Annotated in this window: 26 protein-coding genes and 1 riboswitch; of the genes, 17 read left to right on the top strand and 9 right to left on the bottom strand. The window is 63.0% G+C overall.

Annotated features, from left to right (window positions below; translation table 11 throughout):
* Positions 1 to 59 precede the first annotated feature (59 nt).
* The 5 genes from L6D80_RS03410 to L6D80_RS03390 all read right to left on the bottom strand — a co-directional run bounded on the left by L6D80_RS03410 (position 60) and on the right by L6D80_RS03390 (position 3,361).
* Positions 60 to 413 carry a hypothetical protein gene (locus L6D80_RS03410; protein ID WP_054899642.1) on the bottom strand — a complete coding sequence of 118 codons (354 nt, stop codon included), beginning with the start codon at positions 411 to 413 and terminating at the stop codon, positions 60 to 62.
* A gap of 81 nt (positions 414 to 494) precedes the next feature.
* Positions 495 to 1,196: an arsenical resistance protein ArsH gene (gene arsH / locus L6D80_RS03405; protein ID WP_176514134.1), complete on the bottom strand. Its 702-nt coding sequence runs from the start codon at positions 1,194 to 1,196 to the stop codon at positions 495 to 497.
* Between the two features lie 14 nt (positions 1,197 to 1,210).
* Positions 1,211 to 1,681 carry an arsenate reductase ArsC gene (locus L6D80_RS03400; protein ID WP_176514132.1) on the bottom strand — a complete coding sequence of 157 codons (471 nt, stop codon included), beginning with the start codon at positions 1,679 to 1,681 and terminating at the stop codon, positions 1,211 to 1,213.
* A gap of 28 nt (positions 1,682 to 1,709) precedes the next feature.
* The gene (locus L6D80_RS03395; protein WP_176514129.1) at positions 1,710 to 2,993 is read right to left on the bottom strand and encodes an arsenic transporter; all 1,284 of its coding nucleotides are present in this window, start codon (positions 2,991 to 2,993) and stop codon (positions 1,710 to 1,712) included.
* A gap of 20 nt (positions 2,994 to 3,013) precedes the next feature.
* Positions 3,014 to 3,361, bottom strand: coding sequence for a metalloregulator ArsR/SmtB family transcription factor (locus L6D80_RS03390; protein ID WP_054899638.1), 348 nt, complete (start codon positions 3,359 to 3,361; stop codon positions 3,014 to 3,016).
* Between the two features lie 119 nt (positions 3,362 to 3,480).
* Here L6D80_RS03390 and L6D80_RS03385 point away from each other — a divergent pair, with 119 nt between their 5' ends.
* From L6D80_RS03385 to betI, 9 genes are all read left to right on the top strand, one after another.
* A complete protein-coding gene (locus tag L6D80_RS03385; protein WP_054899637.1) occupies positions 3,481 to 4,101 on the top strand; it encodes a LysE family translocator in 621 nt (206 codons plus the stop codon).
* Between the two features lie 139 nt (positions 4,102 to 4,240).
* Complete coding sequence (locus tag L6D80_RS03380; RefSeq protein WP_054899636.1) at positions 4,241 to 5,005, top strand: hypothetical protein; 765 nt, start codon at positions 4,241 to 4,243, stop codon at positions 5,003 to 5,005.
* Between the two features lie 237 nt (positions 5,006 to 5,242).
* Positions 5,243 to 6,379 (top strand): aromatic ring-hydroxylating oxygenase subunit alpha, encoded by a 1,137-nt coding sequence (locus L6D80_RS03375; protein ID WP_176514127.1) that lies wholly within the window; start codon positions 5,243 to 5,245, stop codon positions 6,377 to 6,379.
* A complete protein-coding gene (locus tag L6D80_RS03370) occupies positions 6,369 to 7,340 on the top strand; it encodes a PDR/VanB family oxidoreductase (RefSeq protein WP_054899635.1) in 972 nt (323 codons plus the stop codon). Before L6D80_RS03375 ends, L6D80_RS03370 begins: the two co-directional genes overlap by 11 nt.
* Before the next feature lie 185 nt (positions 7,341 to 7,525).
* Positions 7,526 to 9,022 (top strand): aldehyde dehydrogenase, encoded by a 1,497-nt coding sequence (locus L6D80_RS03365; protein ID WP_176514125.1) that lies wholly within the window; start codon positions 7,526 to 7,528, stop codon positions 9,020 to 9,022.
* Between the two features lie 10 nt (positions 9,023 to 9,032).
* The gene (locus L6D80_RS03360) at positions 9,033 to 10,217 is read left to right on the top strand and encodes an iron-containing alcohol dehydrogenase (protein WP_176514123.1); all 1,185 of its coding nucleotides are present in this window, start codon (positions 9,033 to 9,035) and stop codon (positions 10,215 to 10,217) included.
* A gap of 61 nt (positions 10,218 to 10,278) precedes the next feature.
* Positions 10,279 to 11,715, top strand: coding sequence for a purine-cytosine permease family protein (locus L6D80_RS03355; protein ID WP_082422708.1), 1,437 nt, complete (start codon positions 10,279 to 10,281; stop codon positions 11,713 to 11,715).
* 70 nt (positions 11,716 to 11,785) lie between these two features.
* Positions 11,786 to 12,781: a PAS domain S-box protein gene (locus tag L6D80_RS03350; RefSeq protein ID WP_176514120.1), complete on the top strand. Its 996-nt coding sequence runs from the start codon at positions 11,786 to 11,788 to the stop codon at positions 12,779 to 12,781.
* Between the two features lie 32 nt (positions 12,782 to 12,813).
* Entirely contained in the window at positions 12,814 to 13,452 is a 639-nt protein-coding gene (betI, locus tag L6D80_RS03345) for a transcriptional regulator BetI (RefSeq protein ID WP_054899630.1), read from the top strand.
* A gap of 88 nt (positions 13,453 to 13,540) precedes the next feature.
* On the opposite strand, the gene L6D80_RS03340 is transcribed toward betI, so the two are convergent.
* Together L6D80_RS03340 and choX are read right to left on the bottom strand one after the other, a co-directional pair.
* A complete protein-coding gene (locus L6D80_RS03340; protein ID WP_176514321.1) occupies positions 13,541 to 14,440 on the bottom strand; it encodes an alpha/beta hydrolase in 900 nt (299 codons plus the stop codon).
* 109 nt (positions 14,441 to 14,549) lie between these two features.
* Positions 14,550 to 15,485 carry a choline ABC transporter substrate-binding protein gene (gene choX / locus L6D80_RS03335; RefSeq protein WP_176514118.1) on the bottom strand — a complete coding sequence of 312 codons (936 nt, stop codon included), beginning with the start codon at positions 15,483 to 15,485 and terminating at the stop codon, positions 14,550 to 14,552.
* Between the two features lie 223 nt (positions 15,486 to 15,708).
* A riboswitch (cobalamin riboswitch) is annotated at positions 15,709 to 15,915 on the top strand.
* A 175-nt stretch (positions 15,916 to 16,090) separates the two neighbouring features.
* Between choX and L6D80_RS03330 the strand changes: the two genes are divergently transcribed.
* From L6D80_RS03330 to L6D80_RS03300, 7 genes are all read left to right on the top strand, one after another.
* Positions 16,091 to 16,876, top strand: coding sequence for an ABC transporter ATP-binding protein (locus tag L6D80_RS03330; protein ID WP_176514117.1), 786 nt, complete (start codon positions 16,091 to 16,093; stop codon positions 16,874 to 16,876).
* On the top strand, positions 16,873 to 17,841 hold the full coding sequence (locus tag L6D80_RS03325) for an ABC transporter substrate-binding protein (RefSeq protein WP_054899627.1): 969 nt from the start codon (positions 16,873 to 16,875) through the stop codon (positions 17,839 to 17,841). The genes L6D80_RS03330 and L6D80_RS03325 overlap by 4 nt, the downstream gene beginning before the upstream one ends.
* Positions 17,841 to 18,857, top strand: coding sequence for a FecCD family ABC transporter permease (locus L6D80_RS03320; protein ID WP_371419529.1), 1,017 nt, complete (start codon positions 17,841 to 17,843; stop codon positions 18,855 to 18,857). The genes L6D80_RS03325 and L6D80_RS03320 overlap by 1 nt, the downstream gene beginning before the upstream one ends.
* A 260-nt stretch (positions 18,858 to 19,117) precedes the next feature.
* Positions 19,118 to 19,582, top strand: a complete 465-nt coding sequence (locus L6D80_RS03315; RefSeq protein WP_054899626.1) for an HvfA family oxazolone/thioamide-modified RiPP metallophore — start codon at positions 19,118 to 19,120, stop codon at positions 19,580 to 19,582.
* Positions 19,583 to 19,646: 64 nt separating this feature from the next.
* Entirely contained in the window at positions 19,647 to 20,492 is an 846-nt protein-coding gene (locus L6D80_RS03310) for an HvfB family MNIO-type RiPP peptide maturase (protein ID WP_176514113.1), read from the top strand.
* Complete coding sequence (locus L6D80_RS03305; RefSeq protein ID WP_176514111.1) at positions 20,485 to 21,228, top strand: HvfC family RiPP maturation protein; 744 nt, start codon at positions 20,485 to 20,487, stop codon at positions 21,226 to 21,228. The genes L6D80_RS03310 and L6D80_RS03305 overlap by 8 nt, the downstream gene beginning before the upstream one ends.
* 229 nt (positions 21,229 to 21,457) lie before the next feature.
* Positions 21,458 to 24,280 (top strand): amino acid adenylation domain-containing protein, encoded by a 2,823-nt coding sequence (locus tag L6D80_RS03300; RefSeq protein ID WP_176514109.1) that lies wholly within the window; start codon positions 21,458 to 21,460, stop codon positions 24,278 to 24,280.
* A 13-nt stretch (positions 24,281 to 24,293) separates the two neighbouring features.
* On the opposite strand, the gene L6D80_RS03295 is transcribed toward L6D80_RS03300, so the two are convergent.
* Together L6D80_RS03295 and L6D80_RS03285 are read right to left on the bottom strand one after the other, a co-directional pair.
* Positions 24,294 to 24,932 (bottom strand): TetR/AcrR family transcriptional regulator, encoded by a 639-nt coding sequence (locus L6D80_RS03295; RefSeq protein WP_054899839.1) that lies wholly within the window; start codon positions 24,930 to 24,932, stop codon positions 24,294 to 24,296.
* Between the two features lie 282 nt (positions 24,933 to 25,214).
* On the bottom strand, positions 25,215 to 25,613 hold the full coding sequence (locus L6D80_RS03285) for a hypothetical protein (protein WP_054899622.1): 399 nt from the start codon (positions 25,611 to 25,613) through the stop codon (positions 25,215 to 25,217).
* 234 nt (positions 25,614 to 25,847) lie between these two features.
* Here L6D80_RS03285 and L6D80_RS03280 point away from each other — a divergent pair, with 234 nt between their 5' ends.
* Positions 25,848 to 26,327, top strand: a complete 480-nt coding sequence (locus L6D80_RS03280; protein ID WP_054899621.1) for an isochorismatase family protein — start codon at positions 25,848 to 25,850, stop codon at positions 26,325 to 26,327.
* Positions 26,328 to 26,345: the final 18 nt, after the last annotated feature.

Raw genomic sequence — 26,345 nt, 5'->3', positions numbered from 1 at the left:
AGGCGCATGCCATCGCCTGGCCGCAGGGGCAGGGCGATGAAGTGAGGTTCAGGCGGGAATCAGGTGCGGGGAGGGCGCCAACGGTCCGGCGGTGCCCGAGACAGCAGGCTGTGGGCGTAGGTGTCCGAGGGACGGGGCGTGACGAAAGCCAATACCGGGTTGCCGGGGCTGACTTGCAAGGTGCTGGCGGTCTTGCATTCCTGGCCCGGTTTGCAGGCCTTGGTGTGGTGATGGGAGGAGGACTTGCCCGAGTCCTCGTCCTGGCAGCAGTCGTGTTGCATGCCTGCCATCATGGCCATGCCCTGGGCCTGCATCGGGCACGGTTCGATGGGTGAGTCGACCCCCGCCATCCCGCTCAGGGGAAGCGCAATAGCCAGCAGCAATACCGTGAACAGGCGCAAGAGGCGGATCATGCGGGCAAGTCTAAGGGAATTTGGTTAGCTCAGCATTAACAAAACCGGCCTGCCTGGCGCTGCGCGAGCTGTAGGGCGGCCTCAGATGGCGCCTTGATTGACCCGGTCGGACAATTGCTCGGCGCTTTCCTTGCGTTCTGAATAGCGGTCCACCAGGACGTCCTTGCGATCGCGCAACAGCAGCGTGAACTTCACCAGTTCTTCCATGACATCGACCACCCGGTCATAGTAGGCCGAGGGTTTCATGCGACCGGCCTCATCGAATTCCAGGTAGGCCTTGGGCACGGAAGACTGGTTGGGGACAGTGAACATCCGCATCCAGCGGCCGAGCACGCGCAACTGGTTGACCACATTGAACGATTGCGAGCCACCGCACACCTGCATCACCGCCAAGGTTTTGCCTTGGGTAGGGCGAACGGCGCCGAGGGCCAGCGGTATCCAGTCGAGTTGCGCCTTGAACACCGCAGACATTGCGCCGTGGCGCTCGGGTGAACACCAGACCTGTCCTTCCGACCACTCGACCAGGTCGCGTAGCGCCTGGACTTTGGGGTGCTCCACAGGCACATCGTCGGGCAGGGGCAGGCCGGAGGGGTCGAATACGCGGGTTTCGGCACCGAAGTGTTCAAGCAGACGGGCGGCTTCCTCCACCAGCAGGCGGCTGAACGAACGCTCGCGCGTCGAGCCATACAGCAGCAGAATGCGTGGCTTATGGCTGCTGCTGCCGGTAAGGGGGGAGGCCTGCGTGAACAGGGACAGGTCGAGGTTGGGCAATTGCTCGTGCATGGGAATATTCCTGTTCAGAGTGAGCCGATGCGGTCCAGCTCGTGCTTGAGGTGCGCGCGGTCGAGTTTGTCGAACGCCAGCGCGAAGAATGCGGTGCAGCGTGCTTCGATGCGTTGCAGCGTGGCGACGAACGCTTCGTTGATCCGCACCTCGTCACCGACGACCTCGGACGGGTCGGCAAGGCCCCAGTGCGCTTTCAGCGCCGGGCCGAAATACACCGGGCAGGCTTCACCGGCTGCTTTGTCGCAGACAGTGATGACCAGGTCTGGCGGGTTGTGGGCGAAGGCTTCGTTTCCTTTGCTGCTCAAGCCCTCGATGGCAATTCCCGCCTGCTGCAAGGTGGTGAGGCTGCGCGGCAACACCTGGCCCTTGGGAAAGCTGCCAGCACTGACCGCTTCGAAGCCTGCCGGTGCCAGGTGGTTGAACATGGCCTCCGACAGGATGCTGCGGCAACTGTTGGCCGTGCACATGAACAGGACTCGCATCGATAACTCCTGCCGCCATTGAGCGGCTTCAAAGGCTCAGGCGCAGTGCCAGAGCACAAAGGGTGATCAGCAGAACGGGCAGGGTCAGCAGGCTGCCAACCTTGAAGTAGTAACCCCAGGTGATGCGCAGGCCCTTGCGCGTCAGTACGTGTAACCACAACAACGTCGCCAGGCTGCCGATGGGCGTGAGTTTCGGGCCCAGGTCGCAGCCAATGACGTTTGCGTAGATCATGGCCTCTCGCACCAGGCCCTCGGCTGCGCTTGCCTGGATCGACAACGCACCGAGCAGTACGCTGGGCATGTTGTTCATCACCGACGACAGAAAGGCCGAGAGCAGGCCGGTGCCGATGGCGGCGCCCCACACGCCCTGCGCAGCCAACGGGTCGAGCACACGGGTGAGCAGGTCTGTCAGGCCGGCATTTTTCAGGCCGTAAACCACCAGGTACATGCCCAGGGAAAAGACCACCACGTGCCAGGGCGCCTCGCGCAGCACACGGCGCGTGGAAATCCGATGGCCTCGGGCAGCCACGGTAAACAGCAGCACTGCGCAGGCTGCTGCCACCGCGCTGATCGGAACACCCAGTGGCTCCAGCGCGAACAGGCCCAGCAGCAGCGCCAACAGTGTCCATCCTCCAGCCCTGAACGTTGCGTGGTCGCGGATGACCGTCTGCGGTTGGGGCAACGCTTCGAGCGCATAGTGCCTAGGCAGGTCGCGTCGGAAGAACAGGAACAGCACCAGCAAGGTGGCGGCAACGCTGGCAAGGTTTACCGGCACCATCACCGATGCATACTCGGCAAAGCCAATTTTGAAGTAATCGGTGGAAACGATGTTGACCAAGTTCGACACAACCAGTGGCAAGCTGGCCGTGTCGGCGATGAACCCTGCGCCCATCACGAACGCCAAGGTGGCCGCTGGCGAAAAATGCAGTGCGATCAGCATCGACATGACGATGGGCGTGAGGATCAATGCGGCGCCATCGTTGGCGAACAGGGCGCAAACCGCCGCACCTAGAAGCACGCAGAACGCGTAGAGGCGATAACCGCAGCCATTGGCCCAGCGGGCGACGTGCAGCGCAGCCCATTCGAAGAAGCCGGCCTCATCGAGCAGCAAGCTGATGACGATGATTGCGATGAAGGTAGCCGTGGCGTTCCAGACGATCGCCCAGACTGTCGCAATATCGGAGAAGGAGACCACGCCTATGGCCAGCGCGATGATCGCCCCCAGCGCCGCGCTCCAGCCGACGCCAAGACCTTTCGGTTGCCAGATGACCAGCGTGAGCGTGAAAACAAAGACAGCAAGGGCAGGCAGCATACGGGGCTCGCTCGATCAGTTCAGCAGCAGGTGGTTTCTCGGACCGGGCGCCCGTCCATGTTGCGCAAGCGTGCGCAGTCCTGCTGCAGCCATTGGGCATTGGCCTTCAACGTCACCTGGAGGATTTCGCCCACCCAGGCCGGCAGTGCCGGGTTGAGGCGGTAATAGACCCACTGGCCCTGGCGCCGATCCAGCAGCAACCCGCTGGTGCGCAGTTGGGCCAGGTGTCGGCTGATTTTTGGCTGGCTGTCATCCAGCGCGCACATCAGTTCACAGACACACAGCTCGCCTTGGCTGGCGATCAGCAACGCGGCACGGGTGCGTGTTTCGTCTGCCAGGCTCTTGAACACTTCAGGAGGGGTGATCATGGGGGTGCCTCTACATATGAATATGCATATATACGCATATCCATATTTATAACGCAACCCATGCTGTGTGCGCCTAGCGCTATGCTAACCTCCAGCCACACCCCTGCAGGCCAGCTGCCATGCCCTTTGCCGACAATCTGCTCGCGTTCACCCTTGCCGCCACGTTATTGACCATTACCCCTGGCCTCGATACCGCCCTGATCCTCAGAACCTGCACTGTGGAAGGGCGTCGGCAAGGGTTGCGCGCCGCATTGGGGATCAACGCCGGTTGCCTGCTCTGGGGCGCTGCAGTGGCCTTTGGGCTTGGGGCGTTGATTGCGGTGTCGGCGCTGGCCTACGACGTGCTCAAGTACTGCGGCGCTGTCTATCTGGCATGGCTTGGCGCGAACATGCTGGTGCGGCCCCGGCAGGCGCTGGGGCCGGCGGCGAACGTTAGCCGGGCAGAGGCCAACTGGTTTTTCAAAGGCATGATGGGCAACCTGCTGAACCCCAAGGTGGGGATTTTCTACGTCTCTTTCCTGCCGCAGTTCATTCCGCCGGGCCAACCTCTGGTGGCCTGGACATTTGCCCTGGTGGGCATCCACGTGGTGTTGGGCCTGGCCTGGGCCATGCTGCTGATCGGCGCCACGCAGTCGCTGGCAGGTGTGCTGCGCCGTGGGCCGGTCATCCAGTGGATGGACCGCGCGACAGGGTTGGTCTTCGTGTTGTTCGCTGCGCGCCTGGCATTGAGCAGGCGCTGAACAGGCCCGGCCATTGGCCAAGGCAAAGGCGTAAAAAACCTGCTTGAACGGCGGCGGGTTCAACTAACATGGGCCGCGCCATGCAGGGCGTGCCAGACGCGCCAGGCCCCCTAAAACCTGTGATGCGCCTTATATTCCCATGACTGCCTTCTACCTCAAGTTTCTTATCACCCCCACGCTGATGCTGGTCATCTCGCTGGCTTCCAAACGCTGGGGCAGCAAAATCGGTGGCTTGCTTTCCGGGCTGCCAGTCACCTCGGCGCTGGTCATGCTCTTCCTCAGCCTCGAGCAAGGCCCAGGCTTTGCCTTGCAGGCAGTGCCTGGCGCGTTGGCGGGGTTGGCCGCCGTGCAGGCCACCTACCTGTTCTACTTTCTGGTGACCCGACGCGTTGGTGCATTTGCCGGCTGCCTCATGGCCCTGGCGGTTTACGCGGCAACAGCGTTCGTGATCAGCCGGCTGGCCTGGGTGGCACTGTCGGTCGCTGTGACCCTGCTATTGCTCACCGTGATCATCGTGGTGACTTCGCCCAAGGCGCAGGGCAGCGCCGCGAACATTGTGCCCTTGCCGCGTTGGGTGATCCCGATGCGCATGCTGACGGCAACGCTTCTGCTCCTGGCGATTACAGCCAGTGCCCAGTGGCTGGGGCCAGTGGCCAGTGGCTTGCTGGCTCCGATCCCGGTGATTGCCTGGCCACTGGCGGTGTTCGCCCATGTTCAGGGTGGGCATCAGGAACTGGGGGCGATCGTGCGCGGCAATGCGATCGGGGCGGTGGGGGTGCTCGGTTTCTACCTGGCGGTGAAAGCTTCGATCGTGGCATTGGGCACCGTACCGGCGATCGCGGCCGCCGTGGTGCTGGCCGTGGTGGCAACCTTTGCATTGGCGCGGGTGCTGGACAGGCGCTGAGTTACGCTAGGCCGTACACACACCCTCCTGCGTGGCGGCTACCTGCCGCCTCGTCACCGCGCGAAAGCTTGCGCCCCTTCTTCGCACGCCTCAGTGCCACCCAGGTTTCCCGCACATTTTCCTTTGTTTCCCCCACCAAGCGGATTGCTTTGTGTTGGAAAATTCGCGATGATTTGTTAACTGATGGTTTTCGGTAAACCAGCAGTTAACAAATAACAATCAACAAGAGGATGTGCCGTGGACGCCATCGTGAAGCTGCCTGCCGATTTCTGTCAGAACCTGGACGAGGCCTACACACTGCCTGCGTCGTATTACACCCGCAGCGCGGTGTTCGACGTGGAAAGGGAAGCGATTTTCGCCAAGGCCTGGATCTGCGTTGCCCACCGAAGCGAAGTGGCCCAGAGCAATGCGTACATCACCCGGGAAATCACGGGTGAGAGCATCATCGTGGTGCGAGGGCGCGATGACGTGTTGCGGGCGTTCTACAACGTCTGCCCCCACCGCGGCCATCAACTGTTGAGTGGCAGCGGCAAAGCCAAGAATGTGATCACCTGCCCCTACCACGCCTGGGCGTTCAAGCTCGACGGGGAACTGGCGCACGCGCGCAATTGCGAAAACGTGGTGAACTTCGACAAGGAAAACGCCAGCCTGGTGCAACTGCGTGTGGAGGAATACGCAGGCTTCATCTTCATCAACATGGACCCGCAAGCGGACTGCGTCGAGGCGCAGTTGCCAGGCCTTGAAGCCAGCATGCGTGAAGCGTGCCCGGTGATTGACGACCTGCACCTGGCGGCGCGCTTCGTCAGCCACACCAGCGCCAACTGGAAATCCATCGTCGACAATTATCAGGAGTGCTACCACTGCGCACCTGCACACCCCGGCTTCTCCGACTCGGTCGATGTGAGCCAGTATGGCCACACGCTGCATGGCAACTGGACCTTGCAGTTCGGCAAGGCCAAGTCGTCCGAGCGCTCGTTCAAGTTCGACGAGGCCAGCGGCGGGGCCAAGTACGCGGGCTACTGGGTATGGCCTTGCAGCATGTTCAACATGCCGCCAGGCGGCAACTTCATGACCGTGATCTACGAGTTTCCGGTGGACGCCAACACTACGCTCCAGCACTACGACATCTATTTCCTAAACAAGGACATCACCCCCGAGCAACACGCCCTGATCGAGTGGTACCGGGATGTGTTCCGCCCCGAAGACCTGCGCCTTGTGGAAAGCGTGCAACTGGGGCTGAAGTCCCGTGGCTATCGCGGGCAAGGCCGGATCATGACCGACCGCGGCCGTACCGGCTTGAGCGAGCACGGCATTGCCCATTTCCACCAACTGATTGCCCGCAGCCTGCAGGATGAGGTGAGTGATGGCCAATAAATACGAGTTTCTGCCTGTCACCGTCGTCGGTGTCGAGCAGGCTACCCCGCTGATCAAACGGTTCACCCTGGCCCGCGAGGACGGTGAACCGTTGCCGGCATTTACCGGGGGCAGCCACATTCTGGTGCAGATGCAGGGCGAGGACGGCCGTCAGTACAGCAACGCGTATTCGTTGATGAGCGACCCGTTCGACACACGCCACTACCAGATTGGCGTGCGCCTGGAGGAGCAGTCCAAGGGCGGCTCGGCATTCATGCATCAGCAGGTGCAGGTCGGGTCCCGGTTGATGATTTCCCACCCCAACAATTTGTTCGCACTGGATGCCGCGGCGCAGCGGCATGTGTTGATTGCCGGCGGGATCGGTATCACACCGTTCCTGTCGCAACTCTACGAGTTGCAGGCCCAGGGCGCGGCGTATGAGCTGCATTATGCCTTTAGGGCCCCCGAGCACGGCGCCTTCCAGGACACACTGCGCCAGGAGGCCTTCGCTGCCCACACCCGGTTTTACATCGACAGCGCGGGCACTTCGCTGGACCTCAATGCACTGCTCGGTGGCCTGCAGGATGGCGCTCACGCTTATGTGTGCGGCCCACGGCCCCTGATCGATGCGGTTATCGCCAGTGCCCAGGCGCTGGGGATTGCGCCGGAACGGGTACATTGGGAGCAGTTTTCCAGTGCCGCGCCCGAGGGCGGAGCCTTCACCGTGACCCTGGCAAAATCCGGTCGTCAGCTGGTGGTGGAGGAGGGTATGAGCATCCTCCAGGCGATTGAAAATGCCCAGGCGGCCACGGTCGAATGCCTGTGCCGGGAAGGGGTGTGTGGTACCTGTGAAACGTTCATTCTTGAGGGTGAAGCCGACCACCGGGACCAGTATTACAGCGAAGAGGAAAAAGCGGCGCAAAAGAGCCTGCTGATCTGCGTTTCCCGCGCCAAAGGGAGCGCCCTGGTATTGGACCTCTGACACGCGAATTGGCACACAAGCCATCTGGTGGGGCGTTTCGGTTGACGCTCTGCTGCCGTGAAAAGCCAGCATTTGCTGGCTTTTTTATTGAATAAAAATTCAGTAAGAGCAATATTTCTATTGAATGAATTTTCATTAGTGGCTAGCATCACCTCAGCCTGAAAAACAATAAACGAGGTGATGCAGTGCTCCACTCCCAAGGCCAGGCCTATTGGCTTGATAAATGTGAAACCTTACAGATCGAGGGGCGAGCGTTTATCGACGGCGCTTACGTCGACGCCGCCAACGGTGCTACGTTCGGTTCATACAGCCCAATTGATGGCCGGCCACTGGCCGCCGTTGCGCAGTGTGCAAGTGCCGATGTAGACCGGGCGGTGCAGGCTGCTCGAGAGGCTTTTGCAGCGGGTGTCTGGTCGGGCCTCTCCGCCCAGGCGCGCAAGGCCATACTGCTGCGGTGGGCTGAGCTGCTTGAAGCCCATTCCCAGGAACTGGCGTTGCTTGAGTCGCTGGACAGTGGCAAGCCGATCGGCGACACCACGGCAGGTGACCTGCCAGGTACCGTCTACTGTCTGCGCTGGTTTGCTGAACTGATCGACAAGGTGCACGGTGAAGTGCCGGCCACCGACCCTGCCTTTTTTGGCACCGTTACCCATCAGGCCCTGGGCGTTGTCGCCGCCGTCGTGCCGTGGAACTACCCCCTGTTGATGGCTGCCTGGAAGTTTGCCCCCGCCTTGGCGACTGGCAACAGCGTGGTGCTCAAACCGTCCGAAAAGTCTCCACTGACCGCCTTGCGTATCGCGGGCCTGGCCTTGCAGGCGGGCATCCCTGCCGGCGTGTTCAATGTGGTCCCCGGTGATGGCGAGACTGGCCGTGCGCTGAGCCTGCACCCTGAGGTCGACTGCATCGCCTTTACCGGGTCCGGCAAAGTAGGGCGCGAGATCGCCAAGAACGCCGCCGCTTCCAACCTCAAGCGCGTCTGGCTGGAGCTGGGCGGCAAGTCGGCCAACATCGTCATGGCAGACTGCCCGGACATCGCGCAGGCCGCCCGCTCGGCTGCCGCGGCCATCTTTCTCAACATGGGCCAGGTGTGCAGCGCGGGTTCACGCCTGCTGGTACAGCGCCCGATTGCCGACGCCCTGATCGAGCAGTTGCTGGAGGTAACCCGAGGTTATCGACCCGGCCACCCGTTGGACCCTGCCACGGTGAACGGCGCCATTATCGATGCCGCGCAATTCGAGCGCGTCTGCAGTTATATCGACCTGGGCAAGCAGCAGGCGCAATTGCTGTGCGGGGGCCAACCCGCCACGGTGGTCCCGGGCGGGTTCTACCTGGAGCCCACCATCTTCCTGGCCGAGGATGCGAACGTGCGTATCGCCAATGAAGAGATCTTCGGCCCGGTGCTGGTGATCGTGCCGTTCGACACCCTGGACGAAGCCATCGCGATCGCCAACCAGACCGAATACGGCCTGGCCGCCGCTGTGTGGTCCAGCGACATCGGCACCGTTCACCGTGCCACCCGCCAACTGCGTGCCGGGACGGTCTGGGTCAATTGCTACGACGAGCTGGTGGACATGAACTTCCCCTTCGGTGGCTACAAGGAGTCCGGCAACGGTCGGGACAACTCCGCCCATGCACTGAGCAAGTACACCGAGTTGAAATCAACCATTATTCGTTGCAATTGAGGTGGCCCCTGTGGAAAACACGCTTTCAGCCTTGAACCCCCAACAGTGGACTGTGCCACTGCCCATTGAATACGGCCCGGGCGCGCGCGCCAAGTTGGTCGAACTGTGCCGGCGTTTCAACATCCAGCGGCCATTCATCGTTACCGACCAAGGCTCGCTCAACCTGCCATTCGTGGCAGAACTGCAGCAAAACCTGAACGCCGCCGGTTTGGCCTGTGGGTTGTTCGGTGGCATCGAACCCAACCCCACCGACACCTCGGTGCTCGAAGGGGCCCAAGCGTATCGCGCCTGGGAAGCCGATGGCGTGATCGCCCTGGGCGGCGGCAGCGGGCTGGACGGCGCCAAGGCGATTGCCCTGATCGCTCGCCAGCAACGCTGCAACGTGTGGGCATTCGACTTCGACAAACCTGTGCCTGCAGGTTTCGTGGCGGCCGACTTCCCGCCGGTGATCAGCATCCCGACCACTGCGGGCACAGGTGCCGAAACCGAAAGCACCGCCATGGTGACCGACACCCGCCGTGGCATCAAAGGTTGCGTCTGGCACCCTCACGCCCGTCCCGCAGCGGTCATTCTCGACCCTGAACTGACCCAGAGCCTGCCGGCCAACCTGACTGCCTGGACCGGCTTCGATGCGATCATCCATGCCCTGGAAGCGTACTTCGTGCCCAGCTTCAACCCGCTGAGCGATGGCGCGGCGCTACAAGCGCTGGACCTGCTGTGGAACGCCATCGACACCGCCGTGCATGACGGCCGCAACCTCGAGGCCCGTGGCAAGATGCTGATCGGCTCGTGCCTGGCTGGCGTAGCCTTCCTCAAGGGGCTGGGGTTGGTGCATGCGCTGAGCCACATGGTCGGCGCCACCTACAACACCCACCATGGCCTGACCAACGCGATCATCCTGCCGGTGGTCTTGCGCTTCAATCAGCAGGCCATCAGCGCGCGCCTGAAGCCTGTGTCGCAAGCGCTGGACCTGCCCGACAGCGGTTTCGAAACCTTCTATGCCGCCATATGCCAGAAGCTCGATAGCCTCAACATCCCCAAATCCCTTTCGGCCCTGGGCGTACAGCACGTGGACGTACCTGTCATCGCGCGCAAAGCCTTGGCAGACCCGGCGCGCGCCACTAACCCCTGCGACAGCTCGCTTGAACAACTGGAGGCCTTGCTCACTCAAGCCATCGACCGTGCCCGTGATTGACCGTTGATCCCTCTGCCTTTGCAACGTGCTACCTAAACCAATAAAAAAAGGTGCAATGACCATGTCATCTCCCCGTGACTCCGCGTCCAAAGGGCGCATCAATCTTGAAACCCGCTCCATCGACTACGTGCCGCTGGCTGAGCGGCATGGCAAGGCCTGGCACCTGTGGCCAATCTGGTTCTGTGGTGAGGCGCACCTGACCACCCTGGCGGTCGGTATCATCGGTGTCGGCATGGGCGCCAACCTGTTCTGGTCCGCCGTCGCGATCTTTCTGGGCTGTGCATTCGGCACGTTGTTCATGGCCGGGCATTCCACCCAGGGGCCGCAAATGGGGCTGCCGCAGCTGATCCAGTCCAGGCCCCAGTTCGGCTACCTCGGCGCCTTGCTGGTGTACGTCGTTGCCATCGCCACCTACGTCGGTTACAACGCGTTCAACCAGGTACTGGTGGGGCAGACCCTGCATGAACTGTTCAACGCGCCTGAAAGCGGCTCGGCGATCGCATTCTCCCTGCTTGCGATCATCATGGCCATCGCTGGCTACAATACCTTCCACAAGGTTCAGCGGGTGCTGGCGTTCGTGTTGATCGGGGTGATGCTGGTGTTCACCGTCGGGCTGTTCATGTTCGTCAAGCTGCCGGCTGACCAGTTGACGGTGTCCGGGTTCAAGGCCACGCCGTTCCTTGCGCAGTTCTTCGTGGCAGCGGCCTATCAGTTGAGCTGGGCGATCTATGTCTCCGACTACTCGCGCTACCTGCCGCCCAATGTCAGCGTGCGCTCCTCGTTCTGGTGGACCTACCTGGGCGCCATGATCGGCGGTGTGTGGATGATGCTGATCGGCGCGTTGGCGGCCGCCATGAGCCCAGGGCAAAATCTCGCCAAGGGGCTGGTGATGCTGGGTAATCTGCTGTTCAGTGGCTTTGGTGAGGTGCTGTTGATCCTGGCGGTGCTCAGCTTGCTGACCAGCGCGGCGCAGAACTTCTATGGTGCGTCGATTACCCTGCTGAGTATTGCCGACACGATCAAGAGCCAGACCTCTACCTTGCTCAAGCGGGTAGTGGCCATGCTGATCGTCGGCGGTACCGCCATCTTGATCGCCATGACCGCCTCGGACAACTTCGTCAAGGACTTCGGCGACTTCCTGGCGATCCTCCTGTACCTGTTCACACCGTGGACGGCCATCAACCTGGTCGACTTCTACAAGGTCCGCCACGGTCAGTTTTCCATCAAGGAGATCTTCAAACCCAACGGCATCTATGGCAAATGGAACCTGCGCGGCATAGGGGCATACTTCGCAGGCTTCGTGGCCATGCTGCCGTTCTCCAACACCGGGCTTTATACCGGCTACGTCGCCCAGCAACTGGACGGTGCCGATATCAGCATGGTCGTCGGCCTGATTGTTTCGGCGCTGGTCTATGGCTGGCTGTGTCGCTCGCAGGATATCCAGGCGGAACTGACCCAAGTGCCGCTGCTGGACCGCGGCCTGGAGAACGGGGTGTGAAGAGAGTAGTGCGCTGTATGTCGATAAGTTGCTAAATTGGCCGCTCTTCATGGATTGTTCGAGCGGTTAGATGAGTGATGACAGTTTTGCGTTTCGCCTCAAGGAGCTTCTGGAGCTTCGCAAGCTGACACTGCAAAGCGTTGCCGACACCCTTGGGGTGTCGCGCACCGCCGTGCACAAGTGGACGCGCGGAGGCGAAATCGATTTCGAGCTGCTGCGCAAACTGGCCACGCTGCTGGGGGTCAACTGGATCTGGTTGCGTTATGGCGAACAGGCCCAGCAGGAAGCGCAGGGCCAGGCGCCGCAATCACTGCCCATGACCGATGTGCGGCGCAAACACACCGCGCAGATCATGGAGAGCGAGGCCCGCATGAAGCTGGCCCAGGAAAATGCTCGTATCGTGACCTGGGAGTGGAACCTGCTCACCGACGAGGTGACCTACTCCAGCAACGTCGAGAGCGTCTACGGCTGGCCCGTCAAGCACAATGAAGACTTCTGGAGCCACATCCCGCCGCAGGACGTGACGCCGCTGCAAGCGGTGTTCGATGAGTCGATCCGCACCGGCCAACCCTGTGATACCGATTTCCGCATGCAGACCCGCACCGGTGAAATCCGCTGGATCTCGTCGCGGGCGACGCCGTTGCTCGATGACCAGGGCAGGGCGCTGAAAATGATCGGCATCAGTATGGACACCACCGCTCGCAAAATCGCCGAACAAACACTGCGCGAGAGCGAAGAGCGGTTGCGGGCGGTCTTCGAACTGGCCAATGACGCCATGGCCTTCGTCGACCTGGAAGGCCGTTGGCTGATGGTTAACGACGCCTTCACCCGGCTTACCGGCCAGGGCATCGAGCAATTGGCGAGCACCCCTCTGCACACCCTGTTCGACGACGGGCCTCAGCTGTTGAGCGCTATCCTCCAGGCGCCGCAGGGCATCGTCGAGCACCGGGTCACGCTGCCTCGCCCAGAGGCGCCGCCACTCGCTGCGGTGCTCAAGGCCAAGCTGTACCGCGAACAGGGCGCTGGCAAACCGTCCCAGCTGGTGCTGGTGTTGACCGCCCTCTGAATGCCCCTTCACCTGCTTTCGAGAATGGATGTATGAATAGCGACGCTCACCCGCCTGAAACCAAGAAACGTCGGACGCGTATCGACCCCGAGGCGCGGCGCAAGGCGATCGTCGAGGCGACCATGCGCTGCATCACGCGCTATGGCCATGCCGGCAGCACGGTAGAGCGGATTTGCGCAGAAGCCGGCATTTCGGTTGGCCTGATCGGGCATCACTTCTCCGGCAAGGATGAACTGATGCTCTCGACGTATCAGGAGCTCACCAACCAACTGCGCGAAGAAACCCGCAAGTTCATCGAGACCAAGGGCGGCTCGGCCGAAGACCGGCTGTTGGCGATCATCCGTTCCTCCTTTCGCGGCAAGATCTTCAACGAATTCATCCTCACCACCTGGCTGGGCTTCTGGGGCGCGGCAGTGTCGTCCGACGAGCTGCGGGCGCTGAACAAAAAGCTCTACAGCGATTACCGCAAGGAAGTGGAGGGGGTGTTCAAGGAAATCGCCGCCGAGCGCGCCGTGGTGATCGATGCCAAGGCGGCGGCCTTGACCATCACTGCCCTGATCGACGGCTTCTGGCTGGAGTGGGCCTTGGACCATAAGGCCTTCAGCGCGAAGAAGGCGGAAAAGTGCTGCATCATGACCGCGCAGATGTTCCTGCAAACCGCCACGGCGTGACCCGCGACCGGCGCACGCATTCGCCATCGCTGAGCTGCTTCCCGAAAAGGCGCCGATCAGGGTATAGCGCGACGGTTTGGCAATCAGCCTATGCCAGGCGCTGTGCCAGCGACTTGAACAGCGCCGCGTACAGCCGCTCGACCTCGGGCAAGGCTCGCGCCCGCAGGCACCCATGGACCAGCCCCTGGCCCGGGAAGTAATCCACCGGCACGCCAGCGTGGCGCAGCCGTTGGGCGTAGTGCAGGCCGTCATCGCGCAGCGGGTCGAACTCGGCGACGCCGATGAACGCCGGAGCCAGGCCGGCAAGCGGGTCGGCATACAGCGGCAGGGCCAGTGGATCGCGCTGCTGGGCGGGTTCAGGCAGATAGGCGTCCAGGCACGCCAGCAGGTCCTGAGTGGACAGCAGCGGGGCATCGGCGCAGTCGCGCCGTGAAGCGGTGGTGTCGTTGCCCAGGGCCGGGTAGATCAACGCCTGTACCCGTGGCTGTGCCTCGCCAGCATCGCGCAATGCCAGGCACAGCGCTGCAGCCAGGTTACCACCGGCGCTGTCGCCCACCACCGCCAGGCGTGTGCGGTCGATGGGCGTGCCTAACGCCCCGTCGCGCACTGCACGCCAGGCGGCCAGGCTGTCCTGCAGCGCCGCGGGGAAGGGGTGTTCCGGCGCGAGGCGATAATCCACCGCCACCACCAGCAGGCCCAAGTGCGCGGCCAACTCGGCGCAGAAGAAACGGTGCGAATCCAACCCTCCGAGCATCCAGCCGCCGCCGTGCAGGAACAGCACCGCGGGCCAGCCGCTGGCCGGTGCTGAGCGGGCAGGATAGAACAGGCGCAGTGGCGTGAGCCCGGCCAGGGCCAGGTCCCGGACCTCAAGCGCTGGTGGGCATGCCGGGGTGAACGCTGCCGCCATGCGCGCGTAGGCCGCACGCTGCGCATCCAGGGACGGGTCGGCCGTACTGAACGCGCGGGTGCGTTCGACGAAGGCTGCCATGCCGGCAGACAGTGGATAGGTGACCATGGCTTCGGGGTTCACGTTGGTTTCCTGGCTGCTGGCATCTGAATGCCCTGCGCGGCGGGCCACGCAGGAAGGGGGCATTGCGTCACTTTAGGGCCAGCTGCGCGGCATCGGCCGGCTGGCCGTCGAAGCGGGTCACCCCGGCGAGCCAGGCGCTGACCTGCTCGGGGTGGGCCTTGAGCCACGCTCGTGCGGCGTCCAGCGGCGGCTTGCGCTCGAGGATTGGCGCCATCACCTGGCTCACTTGCAGGCTGTTGAACCGCAGATTGTGCAACAGCGTGGCGACATTTGCGCACTGCTGCTGGTAGCCGGCAGCGGTCATGATGGAAACCGTGGCGGCACCTTCGTCCGGGCCGAACACGCCGTCGCTGCCAGAGAGGTACTTCATGTCGATCTGCAGGTTCATCGGGTGAGGCTTCCAGCCAGCGAATACCACCCACTGCTCGCGCTTGATGGCGCGCTTCACCGCGGTGAGCATGCCTGCCTCGCTGGACTCCACCGCCTGGAAGCCCTGCAGGCCGAACGTGTTATCGGCAATCATCTGCGCGGTGATGCGATTGGCGCCGCTGCCCGGCTCGATCAGGTAGATCCGGTTGTTGAGCTTGTCGCGAAAGCGGGCAATGTCGGCGAAGGTTTTCAAGCCGCCCTCAGAGGCGTAGGCGGGCACCGCGTAGGTAGACTGCGCATCACCCAAGGTCGCGGGGCTGATGACCTCGATCTGCTGTTTGTCCAGGTAGGGCTGGGCCACGGCCTGCATGGTCGGTTGCCAGTAGCCAAGGAACACATCGAGGCGCTTCTCGGCCATGCCGGCGAGGATGATCTGCTGTGAGGCGCTGGTCTGCTTGACCTTGTAGCCCAACCCGTCCAGCAGGGCTTGTGCCACCGCGCTGCTGGCGACCACGTCGGTCCAGTTCACCGCGCCCATGCGTACTGTCTGACAGGCTGCCGGCTCTGCGGCCCAGGTGCCGCTGGCGAAGGTGAGCAGCGCGGCACACGCGGCCGTTGTGATCGATAGCTTCATGACTTATTCCCTCGAGGCCTTCATGGCAATGGTTATCGTTGTTGTGTCATGGCCGCCGTGGCGGTGGCTGGTGCTCACGTTACGCAAAGCCTGCAAGCAAAATCCGCACCCTGGCGACCTGCACTAGCACGCTGTCGACATGGCTGTGATCGGGAGGTGCTGCGCGCTGCTCGCGGGCATCCCACGCATACCGAGCGGTTGACGCCGCGGCATTTTGATGGTCATCTGCGCCCCTGTTTCAGGTGTCCCTTGCCGCCGAGCAAGGGGTGAAACGGGAAGCCGGTTCGTCATCGATCGATGATCAGTCCGGCGCTGCCCCCGCAACGGTATGCGAGCGAAGCATCCGAAAGACCACTGTGCCACGGCATGGGAAGGTGGATGCCTCATGACCCTCGCGAGCCCGGAGACCGGCCTGACGTATTGTTTGTCACACCCGCGGTGGGCGGGCGCAGGCTGGTTTTCGTCGGTGAATGCGCCTGCGATGAGCCTATGCGTTGTTCCCTCCGGGATTCTTTCATTCCTGTTCAAGTGGAACGACATGTCCCGTTACTCGCTGTTCAATACGCTGCTGCTGCGTACCCCCTGGCGCCCTGGAAATGAGCCGCATGGCCAGCCTTAGCATCGAGGGCCTGGATTGGGTGCTCCATGAGCGGGGTCGTGAGCCGCGGCGGCTCCTGCAAGGCGTTGACCTGCAGGTGAGCAGAGGCGAGTTCGTCGGCCTGATAGGCCCGAACGGCAGTGGCAAGACCAGCCTGCTGCGCTGCGCCTACCGCGCCAATGCCCCGGCTGCAGGGCGGGTCAGCCTGGGCCCTGATGATCTCTGGCAACGCAACGCGCGCTGGTGCGCACAACGTATCGCGGTGGTCCTTCAGGAGTTTCCCGACGAGTTCGGCTTGAGTGTTGGCGACGTGGTTGCCATGGGGCGCACGCCCCACAAGGGCCTGTTCGATGGCGACAGCGCCGAAGATGCCCGGCAGGTGGTGCAGGCGCTTGCGCAAGTCGGCTTGGGCGAACACCACGAGCGCACCTTTGCCACGCTGTCCGGGGGTGAGAAGCAGCGTGTTCTATTGGCCCGCGCGCTGGTGCAGGCGCCTGAGCTGCTGATCCTCGATGAGCCCACCAATCACCTTGACCCACGCTACCAGCTGGCGTTGCTCCAGCACCTGAGGATCCTGGGCCTGAGTATTCTGGCCAGCTTTCATGACCTGAACCTGGCGGCAGCCTTTTGTGACCGGCTGTACGTCATCGAGGCGGGGCGCATCGTCGCCAGTGGTACGCCACAGCAGGTACTGACCAGCAGCCTGCTCAAGCAGGTATTTGGCGTCGAGGCGCTGGTCGATCCGCATCCGCTGCATCCCTATCCACGCATTACCTGGATCACCCGGCCATGAGTTTTCGTACCCTGATCGGTCTGTTGGCAGTCGTGTGGGCGTTGCCCGCGATGCCCAGTGACTACCCCTTGAGCGTGCGCAGCTGCGAGCGCGATGTGTCGTTCAGCAAGCCCCCGCAGCGGGTAGTGGTGCACGACGTCAACATGACGGCCATGTTGCTGCACCTGGGCCTGCGCGATCGCATCGCCGGTTATACCGGCTTCACCCGCAACAAGCACCGTGACCTGTGGATCGACCAGGCACTGGACGGTGTGCCGCAACTGGCGCGTCGGTCTGCCTCAGTCGAAACGTTGCTGGCGGCCGATGCCGACTTGTTCTTCGCCGGCTGGAACTACGGCATGCACGTTGGCGGCCCGGTCACGCCCGCTGCGCTGGCGCCGTTCGGCATCCCGGTGTATGAACTGAGCGAGTCCTGCTCATGGGTCATGGCCCAGCAACGTGCCAGCCTCGATGATGTCTACCGCGACCTGGGCAACCTTGGGCGGATCTTTTCCGTGACGTCCCGCGCCGACACGCTGATTGCCCGGATGCGTAGCCGTATCGCTGAGGTCCAGCGAAGGGTGGCGCAGGTGCAGGCCCGGCCCCGGGTGTTTCTCTATGACAGTGGCGAAGACCGGCCAACCACGTCTGGGCGGCTGGGCATGCCCCAGGCCCTGATCGACGCCGCGGGTGGCCGTAACGTGATGGATGATGTCGGCGCCAGCTGGACCCAGGTGAACTGGGAAAGCGTGGTGGAACGCGACCCAGAAGTGATTCTGATCGTCGACTATGGCCCGCGCAGTTGGCAGGAAAAACGTGATTTCCTGTTGCATCAGCCCGCGCTGCAAGACGTGCCAGCGATTCGCGACCAGCGCTTCATAGTGCTGAGCTACCTGCAGGTCACACCTTCCGTCGAAAATGCCCAGGCGATCGAAAAACTCGCCGGGGCGCTGCACCCCCCGCTGTTCCAGGGCGCGGCGCGGTGATCGGCGTGCGCACTGTCACCGGGTATCGGTGGCTCATCGTTCTGCTGGCTTTCGGGTTGCTGGCGTCCTGCATCATCGCCCTGGCTTTCGGCCCGGCATCGGTGCCGCTGGCCAGCGTGGCAGGGATCGTTGGCCAGCAATTGGGCTTTGCCGTACCGGGTGAGTGGACCACCAGCCAGGCACACATTGTCTGGCTGATACGCGCACCGCGCGTGGTGCTCGGTGCGTTGGTGGGCGCCGGGCTTGCCTTGGTGGGCACCGCGTTGCAGGCCGTCACGCGCAATCCACTGGCCGACCCGCATCTGCTGGGTGTCAGCTCCGGAGCGGCGTTGGGCGCGGTGCTGGTGATGCTGTACCTGGGCGAGTTCATCGGTGTGTTCAGCCTGCCGCTGGCGGCATTTGTGGGGGCGGCGGGCAGCATGGTGCTGGTGATCCTGGTGGCTCGACGCAATGGCCGCCTGGAAAGCGACCGCTTGCTGCTGGCAGGGGTCGCGGTTTCGTTCGTGCTGATGGCCCTGGTGAACCTGCTGCTGTACACCGGCGATCAGCATGCCAGCGCGTCGGTGCTGTTCTGGATGTTGGGCGGGCTGGGTTCGGCACGTTGGCCGGTAATCTGGCTGCCGGCGCTGTGCGTGCTGCTGGGGCTGATCGCCCTGCAGATGATGGGGCGTGGGCTCAATGCACTGATGTGCGGTGAACAGACAGCTGTAAGCCTGGGCTTCAGTGGCCGGCGCTTGCGCCTGCAGGTGTTCATCTGTACCTCGCTGCTGACCGGTGTGCTGGTGTCGCTCTCAGGTGCCATTGGTTTCGTCGGCCTGATGGTGCCGCACATGGCACGTGCCCTGGTCGGTGCGCAGAACCGGCGGCTGCTCCCTGTGAGCGCGTTGTTGGGTGCGGTCTTCCTGGTCTGGGTGGATGTGGCAGCCCGCACCTTGATCGCACCCGAAGACCTGCCGATCGGTATCGCAACGGCAGCGTTGGGTGGGGTGTTCTTCATCTTGCTGCTCAAGCGCTAACCGCCAGGGCGGCTGACCGCTCGCTGCGCGCGCGCCGATGAACAACGATGCCTCGTTGTCGCTGATGTATCACTCTGTATCGAGACGCATGCCTGGCTGATTTGCTTACAAATGCCTCTGCCGCTTGATACGCCCCGGATACATGCCTAAGGCCAAATGAGCCAGCCCGAACGAACAGCCCATCAGCCTGTTGTTCGGGCACTTTCGCCCTTGAGGCATGACCGTGCGGCCCGGCCGCACACCTGATCTGGAGAAGCACCATGACCCGTATCGCGACCCCCAACAAGACCCGCCTTGGCCTGCTGAGCATTGCCCTGATCGGTGGTATCAACCTGGCCTCCTCGGCGTTTGCGGTCGAAGCAATGCCTCAGGGCTACCAGCTCGCGGCGGCCGAAAAGGCCGGTGAAGGTAAATGTGGCGAGGGCAAGTGCGGTGGTAGTGGCGCCAAGGCCAAAGCCACCCAGGCCGAAGGCAAGTGCGGGGAAGGCAAGTGTGGCGACGCCTCGTTCGCCCGCACCGACACCGATCACGATGGCCGCGTCTCCCGTGCCGAGCTGTTGGCCGTGGCGCCGGGGGCCAATGCCGAGTTCGATGCCATCGATACCAACCACGATGGCTACCTGTCCGAAGCTGAGGTGTACCAGTACCGCAAGCACCAGTTCGAGGCCAACGGCAATCCGTTCCCGGCCGACCTGTACAGCAAGCTGAGCCAGGCCAAGAACTGATCCGCGCACGCATCCTCCCCGCGCCGCAGGCCGGGGAGGGCACTTGGCTTCCTGGAGCACACCCATGAGCACGCCCCAACTCCTCCAAGGTGCCGGCCTCGGCCTGCGCCGCGCCTTGCTGCCTGCGTTACTGACCCTGGACGCGGGTGCTGTGGACTTTCTTGAATGCGCACCTGACAACTGGATCGGTGTCGGCGGCAGCTACGGCCAGGGCCTGGCACGCCTGGCCGAACGTTTTCCGCTGGCGTGCCACGGCCTCTCGCTGTCGCTTGGCGGTCCGGCACCGCTGGACCACGCCTTCCTGCGGCAAATCCGCGGTTTCCTTGACCGTTACCACGTGCCGCTGTTCAGCGAACACCTGAGCTACTGCGCCGATGACGGCCATCTTTATGACCTGATTCCCATGCCCTTCACCGACGAAGCCGTGCGCCACATCGCAGGGCGTATTGGCGAGGTACAGGACGCCCTGGGGCGGCGCATCGCCGTGGAAAACATTTCCTACTACGCCTCGCCCTACCAGGCGATGAGCGAAATCGATTTCCTGCGGGCAGTCCTTGACGAGGCCGACTGCGACCTGTTGCTGGACATCAACAACGTGATCGTCAATGCCTGCAATCACCGGTACGACCCTGTCGATTTTCTCGCCCAGGTGCCAGCCCAGCGGGTGGTGTGCCTGCACGTGGCTGGGCATTACGACGAAGCGCCGGACCTGAAGATCGATACCCACGGCGCCAGCGTGCAGGCCGATGTCTGGCACCTGCTGGCCGCCGCCTACGCGCAGCTGGGCGCGTTACCGACCCTGCTCGAACGCGACTTCAATCTGCCGCCGCTGCCAGAGTTGCTCACCGAAGTGAGCTACATCCGTGACCTGCAACGTGGCCCACAGGCACGGGAGGCGCGCCATGGCTGATACCTTGCGCGAGCAGCAGTTGTGCATGGCTCGCTACATTCGCGACCCCCTGGCCAGCCCGCCGCCACCCGGCATCGAAGCGCGGCGCCTGGCAGTGTACCGGCAGTTGTTCTTCGGCAACGTACAGTCGCTGTTGGCCGGCAACTTCCCGGTGCTGCAGGCTACCCTGCCGACCGCGCAGTGGCAGGCGCTCATCGAAGGGTTCTACGCCAACCATCGTTGCCATACGCCGCTGTTCACCGAGGTGGCCGGCGAGCTGGTCGAGTACCTGCAAAACCTTGCCGAGCTGCCTGGGTGGGTCGCTGAACTTGCCCATTATGAATGGATCGAGACGGCATTGTTGCTCAGCGACGCCACCGAGCCAGGGCATGACCCCGAGGGCGATCTGCTCGAGGGCGTGCCGTTGCTGTCCAACCTTGCCGCGCCACTGGCCTACGCCTGGCCGGTCGATCAAATTGGCCCAGGGTTCCCGGCACTGGAGGAACCGGATGCACCGACACTGCTGTTGGCCCACCGCGACGCCGACCACACGGTGCAGTTTTCGCGCCTGGCGCCTTTGGCCCATGCATTGCTGCAATCGCTGCACGCGCAGCGACTGACGGGGCGCCAACACCTGGCGTTGCTGGCGGAGATGACCGGTGGCCAAGAGGCTGCGGTCCAGTCCCATGGCCTGGCGTTGCTGCGCAGGCTCAAAGGCCAAGGTCTCGTGCTAGGTACCTTGGCAACGACTCAGTGAGCCGCAGTACAGCCCCTGCATCAGGCCTCAGCACAAAGCTGCGCGGTTGAACAGGAAACCTTGTGACGGGGCCGGCCGCTCGTCGGCAACCTTGGCCCTCGACCAGCAACATTGGCGCGGGCCGGCGGCGTGCACTAGCGTTGATTTAATTCAGCCCGTGGCGTTGTCGCGCTGGATTAGCGGGATTCAAACGTTAGTCACACACCGACGCTGCGAGTTGACCACTACTATGGCGGATCTGCGACCGGACCCCACCCAGGGCTTGGAATACCGCGCCGAACGCGCGATTTTCAGTGCCTTTGTGCAACAGGCGGAGCGCACGCCTGAGGCGCCCGCCATCATTGGCGAAGCGCTAACCTGCAGTTATTGGCAACTGGAGCAGATCAGCCAAGGCATTGCCACGCTGCTGCTGGCCAGCGGGTGTTGCGGCTCGGATCGCGTAGTGATTGTCGCAAGCCGCTGCCCGAGCCTGGTCTATGCCATGCTCGGTGCCTTGCGTGCCGGGTTGACGTTCACCGTGGCCGACGCTGCCTACCCCGCAGCACGGGTTGCACAGATTGTTCAGACCATGACGCCTGCCTTTGTCCTGCTGTGCGGCGACAGTCAGCACCTGCCTGAGCGGGACCTTTTGCGCCCGACAACAGGGGTAACGGATGAGTCGCCACAGGTAGTACGAGTGCCGCCAGCACCCGACCAGGCGCTGCGGCAATTCCCCTGCAGGCCTGCAGCCCTACCTGCCGTTGACCCCGGCCAGCCGGCCTATATCACCTTCACCTCCGGCAGCACCGGGGTGCCCAAGGGCGTCGTCACTCATCACGCGCCGCTGGTGCACTTCATCGAGTGGCACGTGCAGCGTCACGGGTTTACCCGGGACGATTGTTTTTCGTTACTGTCCGGCTTGGGACACGACCCCGTTTACCGGGATGTGTTCACGCCGCTGTCGATTGGCGCCAAGGTTGTCTGCCCGCCGCAATCGACCCTGCTCGACCCGGCGCGCCTGGCGGCTTGGATACACGGCCATGGCATCACCGCGATGCACCTCACGCCGCCTCTGGGCAAGCTGGTGGCAGCCGGCGCGAGCAGCAAGGCGCGTGTGTTCGAGCGGCTGCGTTATCTGTTCTGGGGGGGCGATGCGCTCAGCCCTGTGCTGTTCGAGCAGATACGTAGGGCAGCCCCCAATGCGACCCAGGTGAATTTCTACGGCACCACGGAAACCCCTCAGGCAATGGCCTTCCACCAGTTGGACGGGCCGCTGGAGCAAGGCAGAGCTCCGCTGGGCAAGGGCATCGACGGCGCCCAATTGCTGGTGGTCAATGGCGCCCAGCAGTTGGCGGGCGAGGGCGAGGCCGGGGAAATCCTGATTCGCAGCCCCTACCTGTCACTGGGTTACTGGGGGGATACCGCGCTTACGGCTGAAAAGTTCGTGATCAACCCGTTTACTGGCGCTCTGGGCGATATCTGCTACCGCAGCGGCGACCTTGGCGTTTATCTGGCGGATGGCAGTGTGGCCTTCCTGGGGCGCGCTGATGCACAGGTAAAGATCCGCGGGCATCGCATCGAGCTGGCTGAGGTTGAGGGGGCGGTCGCTGGCCAGCCGCAGGTAGAGCAATGCGTGGTGGTGGCCAACCATGACAACGCAGTGCCACGGCTGGTGGCGTATTGCGTGACGGCATCGCCCGTGTCCCCCGCGCTGCTGCGTGAGGCAATTGCAGCGCAGTTACCGGAGTACATGGTGCCGGCGCTGTTTGTCTTCCTCGACGCGCTCCCGCTCACGCCCAATGGCAAGATCGACAAGCGAGCGTTGCCGCCCCCCTTCGACCACGGGATGCTGTCGGCCGACGATACCGACCTGGCCCTGACACCTCAGGCTCAGCAACTGGTTGAGGCGTGGGCGCAGATTCTGCAAGTGCCGCACATCGATACCCGCCTGACCTTCGTAGAGCTGGGTGGGGACTCACTGACGTTCGTCCAGGCCTCGATGGTACTGCAAGCGCTGCTTGGCCAATTGCCGCAGCGTTGGGAAGCCACGCCAGTGAGGGAGCTGGCCGAACTGGCCAGCCGACCCAAGGAGGCAAGGCAAACGCTGCGCGCCATGGAGGTGCCGGTGTTCCTGCGCATGGTCGCTATCCTGGTGATCGTGATGGGGCATCTTGGCCTGTATCCGCAAGGCATGATCGTGGGTGAAACGACGGCGCTGTTCCTGGTGTCCGGCATGGGCCTGGCCAGGTTTCAGGTCAATGCCATCGTTGAGCGCGGTGATGCGCGCTCGCTGTTCAAGTCCATCGCCGGTATCGCCGTGCCGACGCTGTTGTATACCTTGCTGGTGCAATCGCTGTTCGACAGGGTCCACTGGCAATCGCTGTTGCTGGTTTCCAACTGGTTTCCTGCCAGCGTCGTCGGCCACTTCAATTACTGGTATATCGAAGTGCTGCTGCAGATGGTCCTGATCATCGGCCTTGTGTTGTCGATCAAACGCATCCGCCTGATGATCATGGCCGAGCCGTTCCGGTGCCTGCTGCTGGCGGCCTGCGCACTGTTGGTGGCGGATGTGCTGCTGGGCCTGTGGGTGTTCGATGCCACGGCTCTGTTCAACCGGGTGCCACAGCATTACCTGGCGACCATGGTGCTTGGCATGGCGATGCACTACGCCGATACGACCGGTCGCAAATGGGCTGCCACCGGGGTGGCGGTGCTGGTGGTTGGGGAGATCGAAGCGGTAACCATTGCCGGTTACGGCTGGCACGCATGGTTCAGCGCGGTGCATATCGACATGGCGCTGCCGGCTGTGTGGGCACTGATCTGGCTCAGGTCGGTGCCTATGCCTGGCCTGGTGGCCAAGGGCGGCGCGGTCATCGCGTCCTCGACCCTGTACATCTACCTGACCCACTTCCAGTTTCAGTCACTGGCCCGGCGGGTCAGTGACCAACCGGTGGTTGCAGTCGCCTTTGCCATCATTGGCGGGGTGGCGGTGGCCTACGGTTGGAACACGCTGGTGCGGTGGGCCCTGGCACGCAGGAAGCGCCCGCTGCAAACCCTCGAGCGGGTTGCCTGAGCGACGTGGCTGGCTAGCGGCTTGTCGGTGCCAGGCCATTGAGCAGCAAGCGTACCGACGTTGCCGTTGCAGCCTGGTAGTCGATGCCCTGCTCAGCGCCGCTGGTGGCATAGCAACCCCTGTTGATGCAGGACTGGGCGATTGCCCACACCGACGGCAACACATGGTCTGGATTGACCGGTGCCAATTGCCCATTACTGATCCATTGGCGGATGCAGGCGGTGTTCTCCCGTGCCTGGCTGGCCCAGCGTTCCAGAAAGTCCCCGGGGATGCGACGGCCACCTTCCTTGAGTTCTTGCAGCAGCACTTTCGACGCGAAGGGGCGGCCCTCGAACAGGCCGATCATCGAGGTGACAGTGCGGCTGAGCGCCTCCAGCGGTTGGTCGTCACCCTGAAAGGGCGCGCAGGCTTGTAGGTAGCGGGGGGCAATGTCCTCCAGCACCTTGATGTAGATATTGGCCTTGGATTTGAAATAGTAGAGGACGTTGGACCTGGGCAGGCTTGCCAGGGCTGCGATGACCGACAGTTTGGTCGCAGCGTACCCTTGCTGGGCAAATGCCTCGCTGGCGGCGTTGAGGATGATCGTGCGGACGGGGTCGGCCAGCGGCTGGGTGGGTGCCTTTGGCGTTTCTCGTGGTAGGTCGAACGGCATGATGTACACGGCAGAACCCCTGAGACGGGTGGCGCGAAATATACAAAACTATACAACGATACGGTGCCGTGGTTGTACAAAAGCGTTCAGTGGGTCAAGCGAGCACTGGGGTAGCGGCGGCGGGCGTATTGATGGCGGTGCGTCACCTGAGCGAGATGCGCTTCAGCCCCCTTGGCGGTCGCCTGGCCGACCGCTTTGGCGCGCTGTGCATGTTGGTGGTGCTGCCGCGCTCACCTTGGCGCTCACTGCCCTGGGCTGCGGTTGGGCAAGGCGCGGCGCAGATCAGCGCCGGTAGTCGTGGTGATTGGCCTCATAGCGGTGGTGCAGGGCGCGGTCATGGTGACGTTGCCAATCGCGGCGGCGCTCGGCTTCTCGCCACGCCTGCTCTCTGCGCCACTGCTCACGGCGCCAGTTTTCCCGGCGCCAGTCGTCTCGCCGGTCATGCCAGCGGCCGTCGTGCCGGTAACGGTCGTCATGGGCGAGTAGCGTGCCAGGCTGCTGCGCCGCCCCGCGAGCCAGGTTTGGCCAAGGGGTGGCTGCGACTTTGTCTGGGGCCTGCAGCGCGCTCAGTTCACTGGCGTGAACAGGCGGTGAAGCCTTCATCTGTGTTGCCGATGCCGAGCCCATTGCCGCGAACGCGAACAGGCCAAGGAGCACTATCCGGGGAACAGGGATGTTCATGAGCGAAGACAACCTCTGATAGACAATTGGACGTTGGGCCACGGGCAGCGGGTAATGCGTGGGTGGCGATTGCCACGCGCCAGGGGCCTGTTCACATAGACCCGTAATCAGGAAAAAGTTCTAGAAAACCGTAACTTGTGGCGCCAGTGGTACAGCGCTGGCTGTTGGCCCGATGCAACCATTGACCGCCAGGAGCGATATACTCCGTGCCTTTGCGCACGCCTGGAGACCTTCATGCGGCAGGTTCTGCTTATCGTCGATGTTCAGTCCACCTTCAGCCCGCCCGAGTGGCTTGTCGATGGCATACGCGCATTGTCCGCGACGATCCCTACCATTGCCTCGGTCGAACTGCACGATGAGCAGGTAACCCCGTTTGCGCGTCAGCTCGGCTGGCACCCCGCGGCGGAGGACGAAAGCCTGGTGGAAGCCGACAAGGTCTTCATCAAGCATGGCTACGGGCAGACCGGTGAAACCCTCGACTACATCCGTCAGTTGGGCGTGGAACGGGTACTGGTCTGCGGGCTGCAGACCGAAACCTGTGTGCTTGCCGCTGGGTTCGCCTTGTTCGATGCAGGCCTTTCACCGACGTTGATTACCGACTTGACGGTGGGCTCGTCGCTGGATAGGTCGGGGAAGCTGGGCATTGCGCTATGGCAGCATCACTTTGGCAGCGTCACCACCAAGGCCGAAGTGCTGGACGGGCTCAACCACTGAATCTGAAAGGGGGCGTGC

Origin of the sequence: Pseudomonas ceruminis, from assembly GCF_021602025.1 — a bacterium.
Lineage (GTDB): Bacteria > Pseudomonadota > Gammaproteobacteria > Pseudomonadales > Pseudomonadaceae > Aquipseudomonas > Aquipseudomonas ceruminis.
Note: the sequence above shows the minus strand (reverse complement) of the source record. Positions and strands in the feature narration are given on the sequence as shown.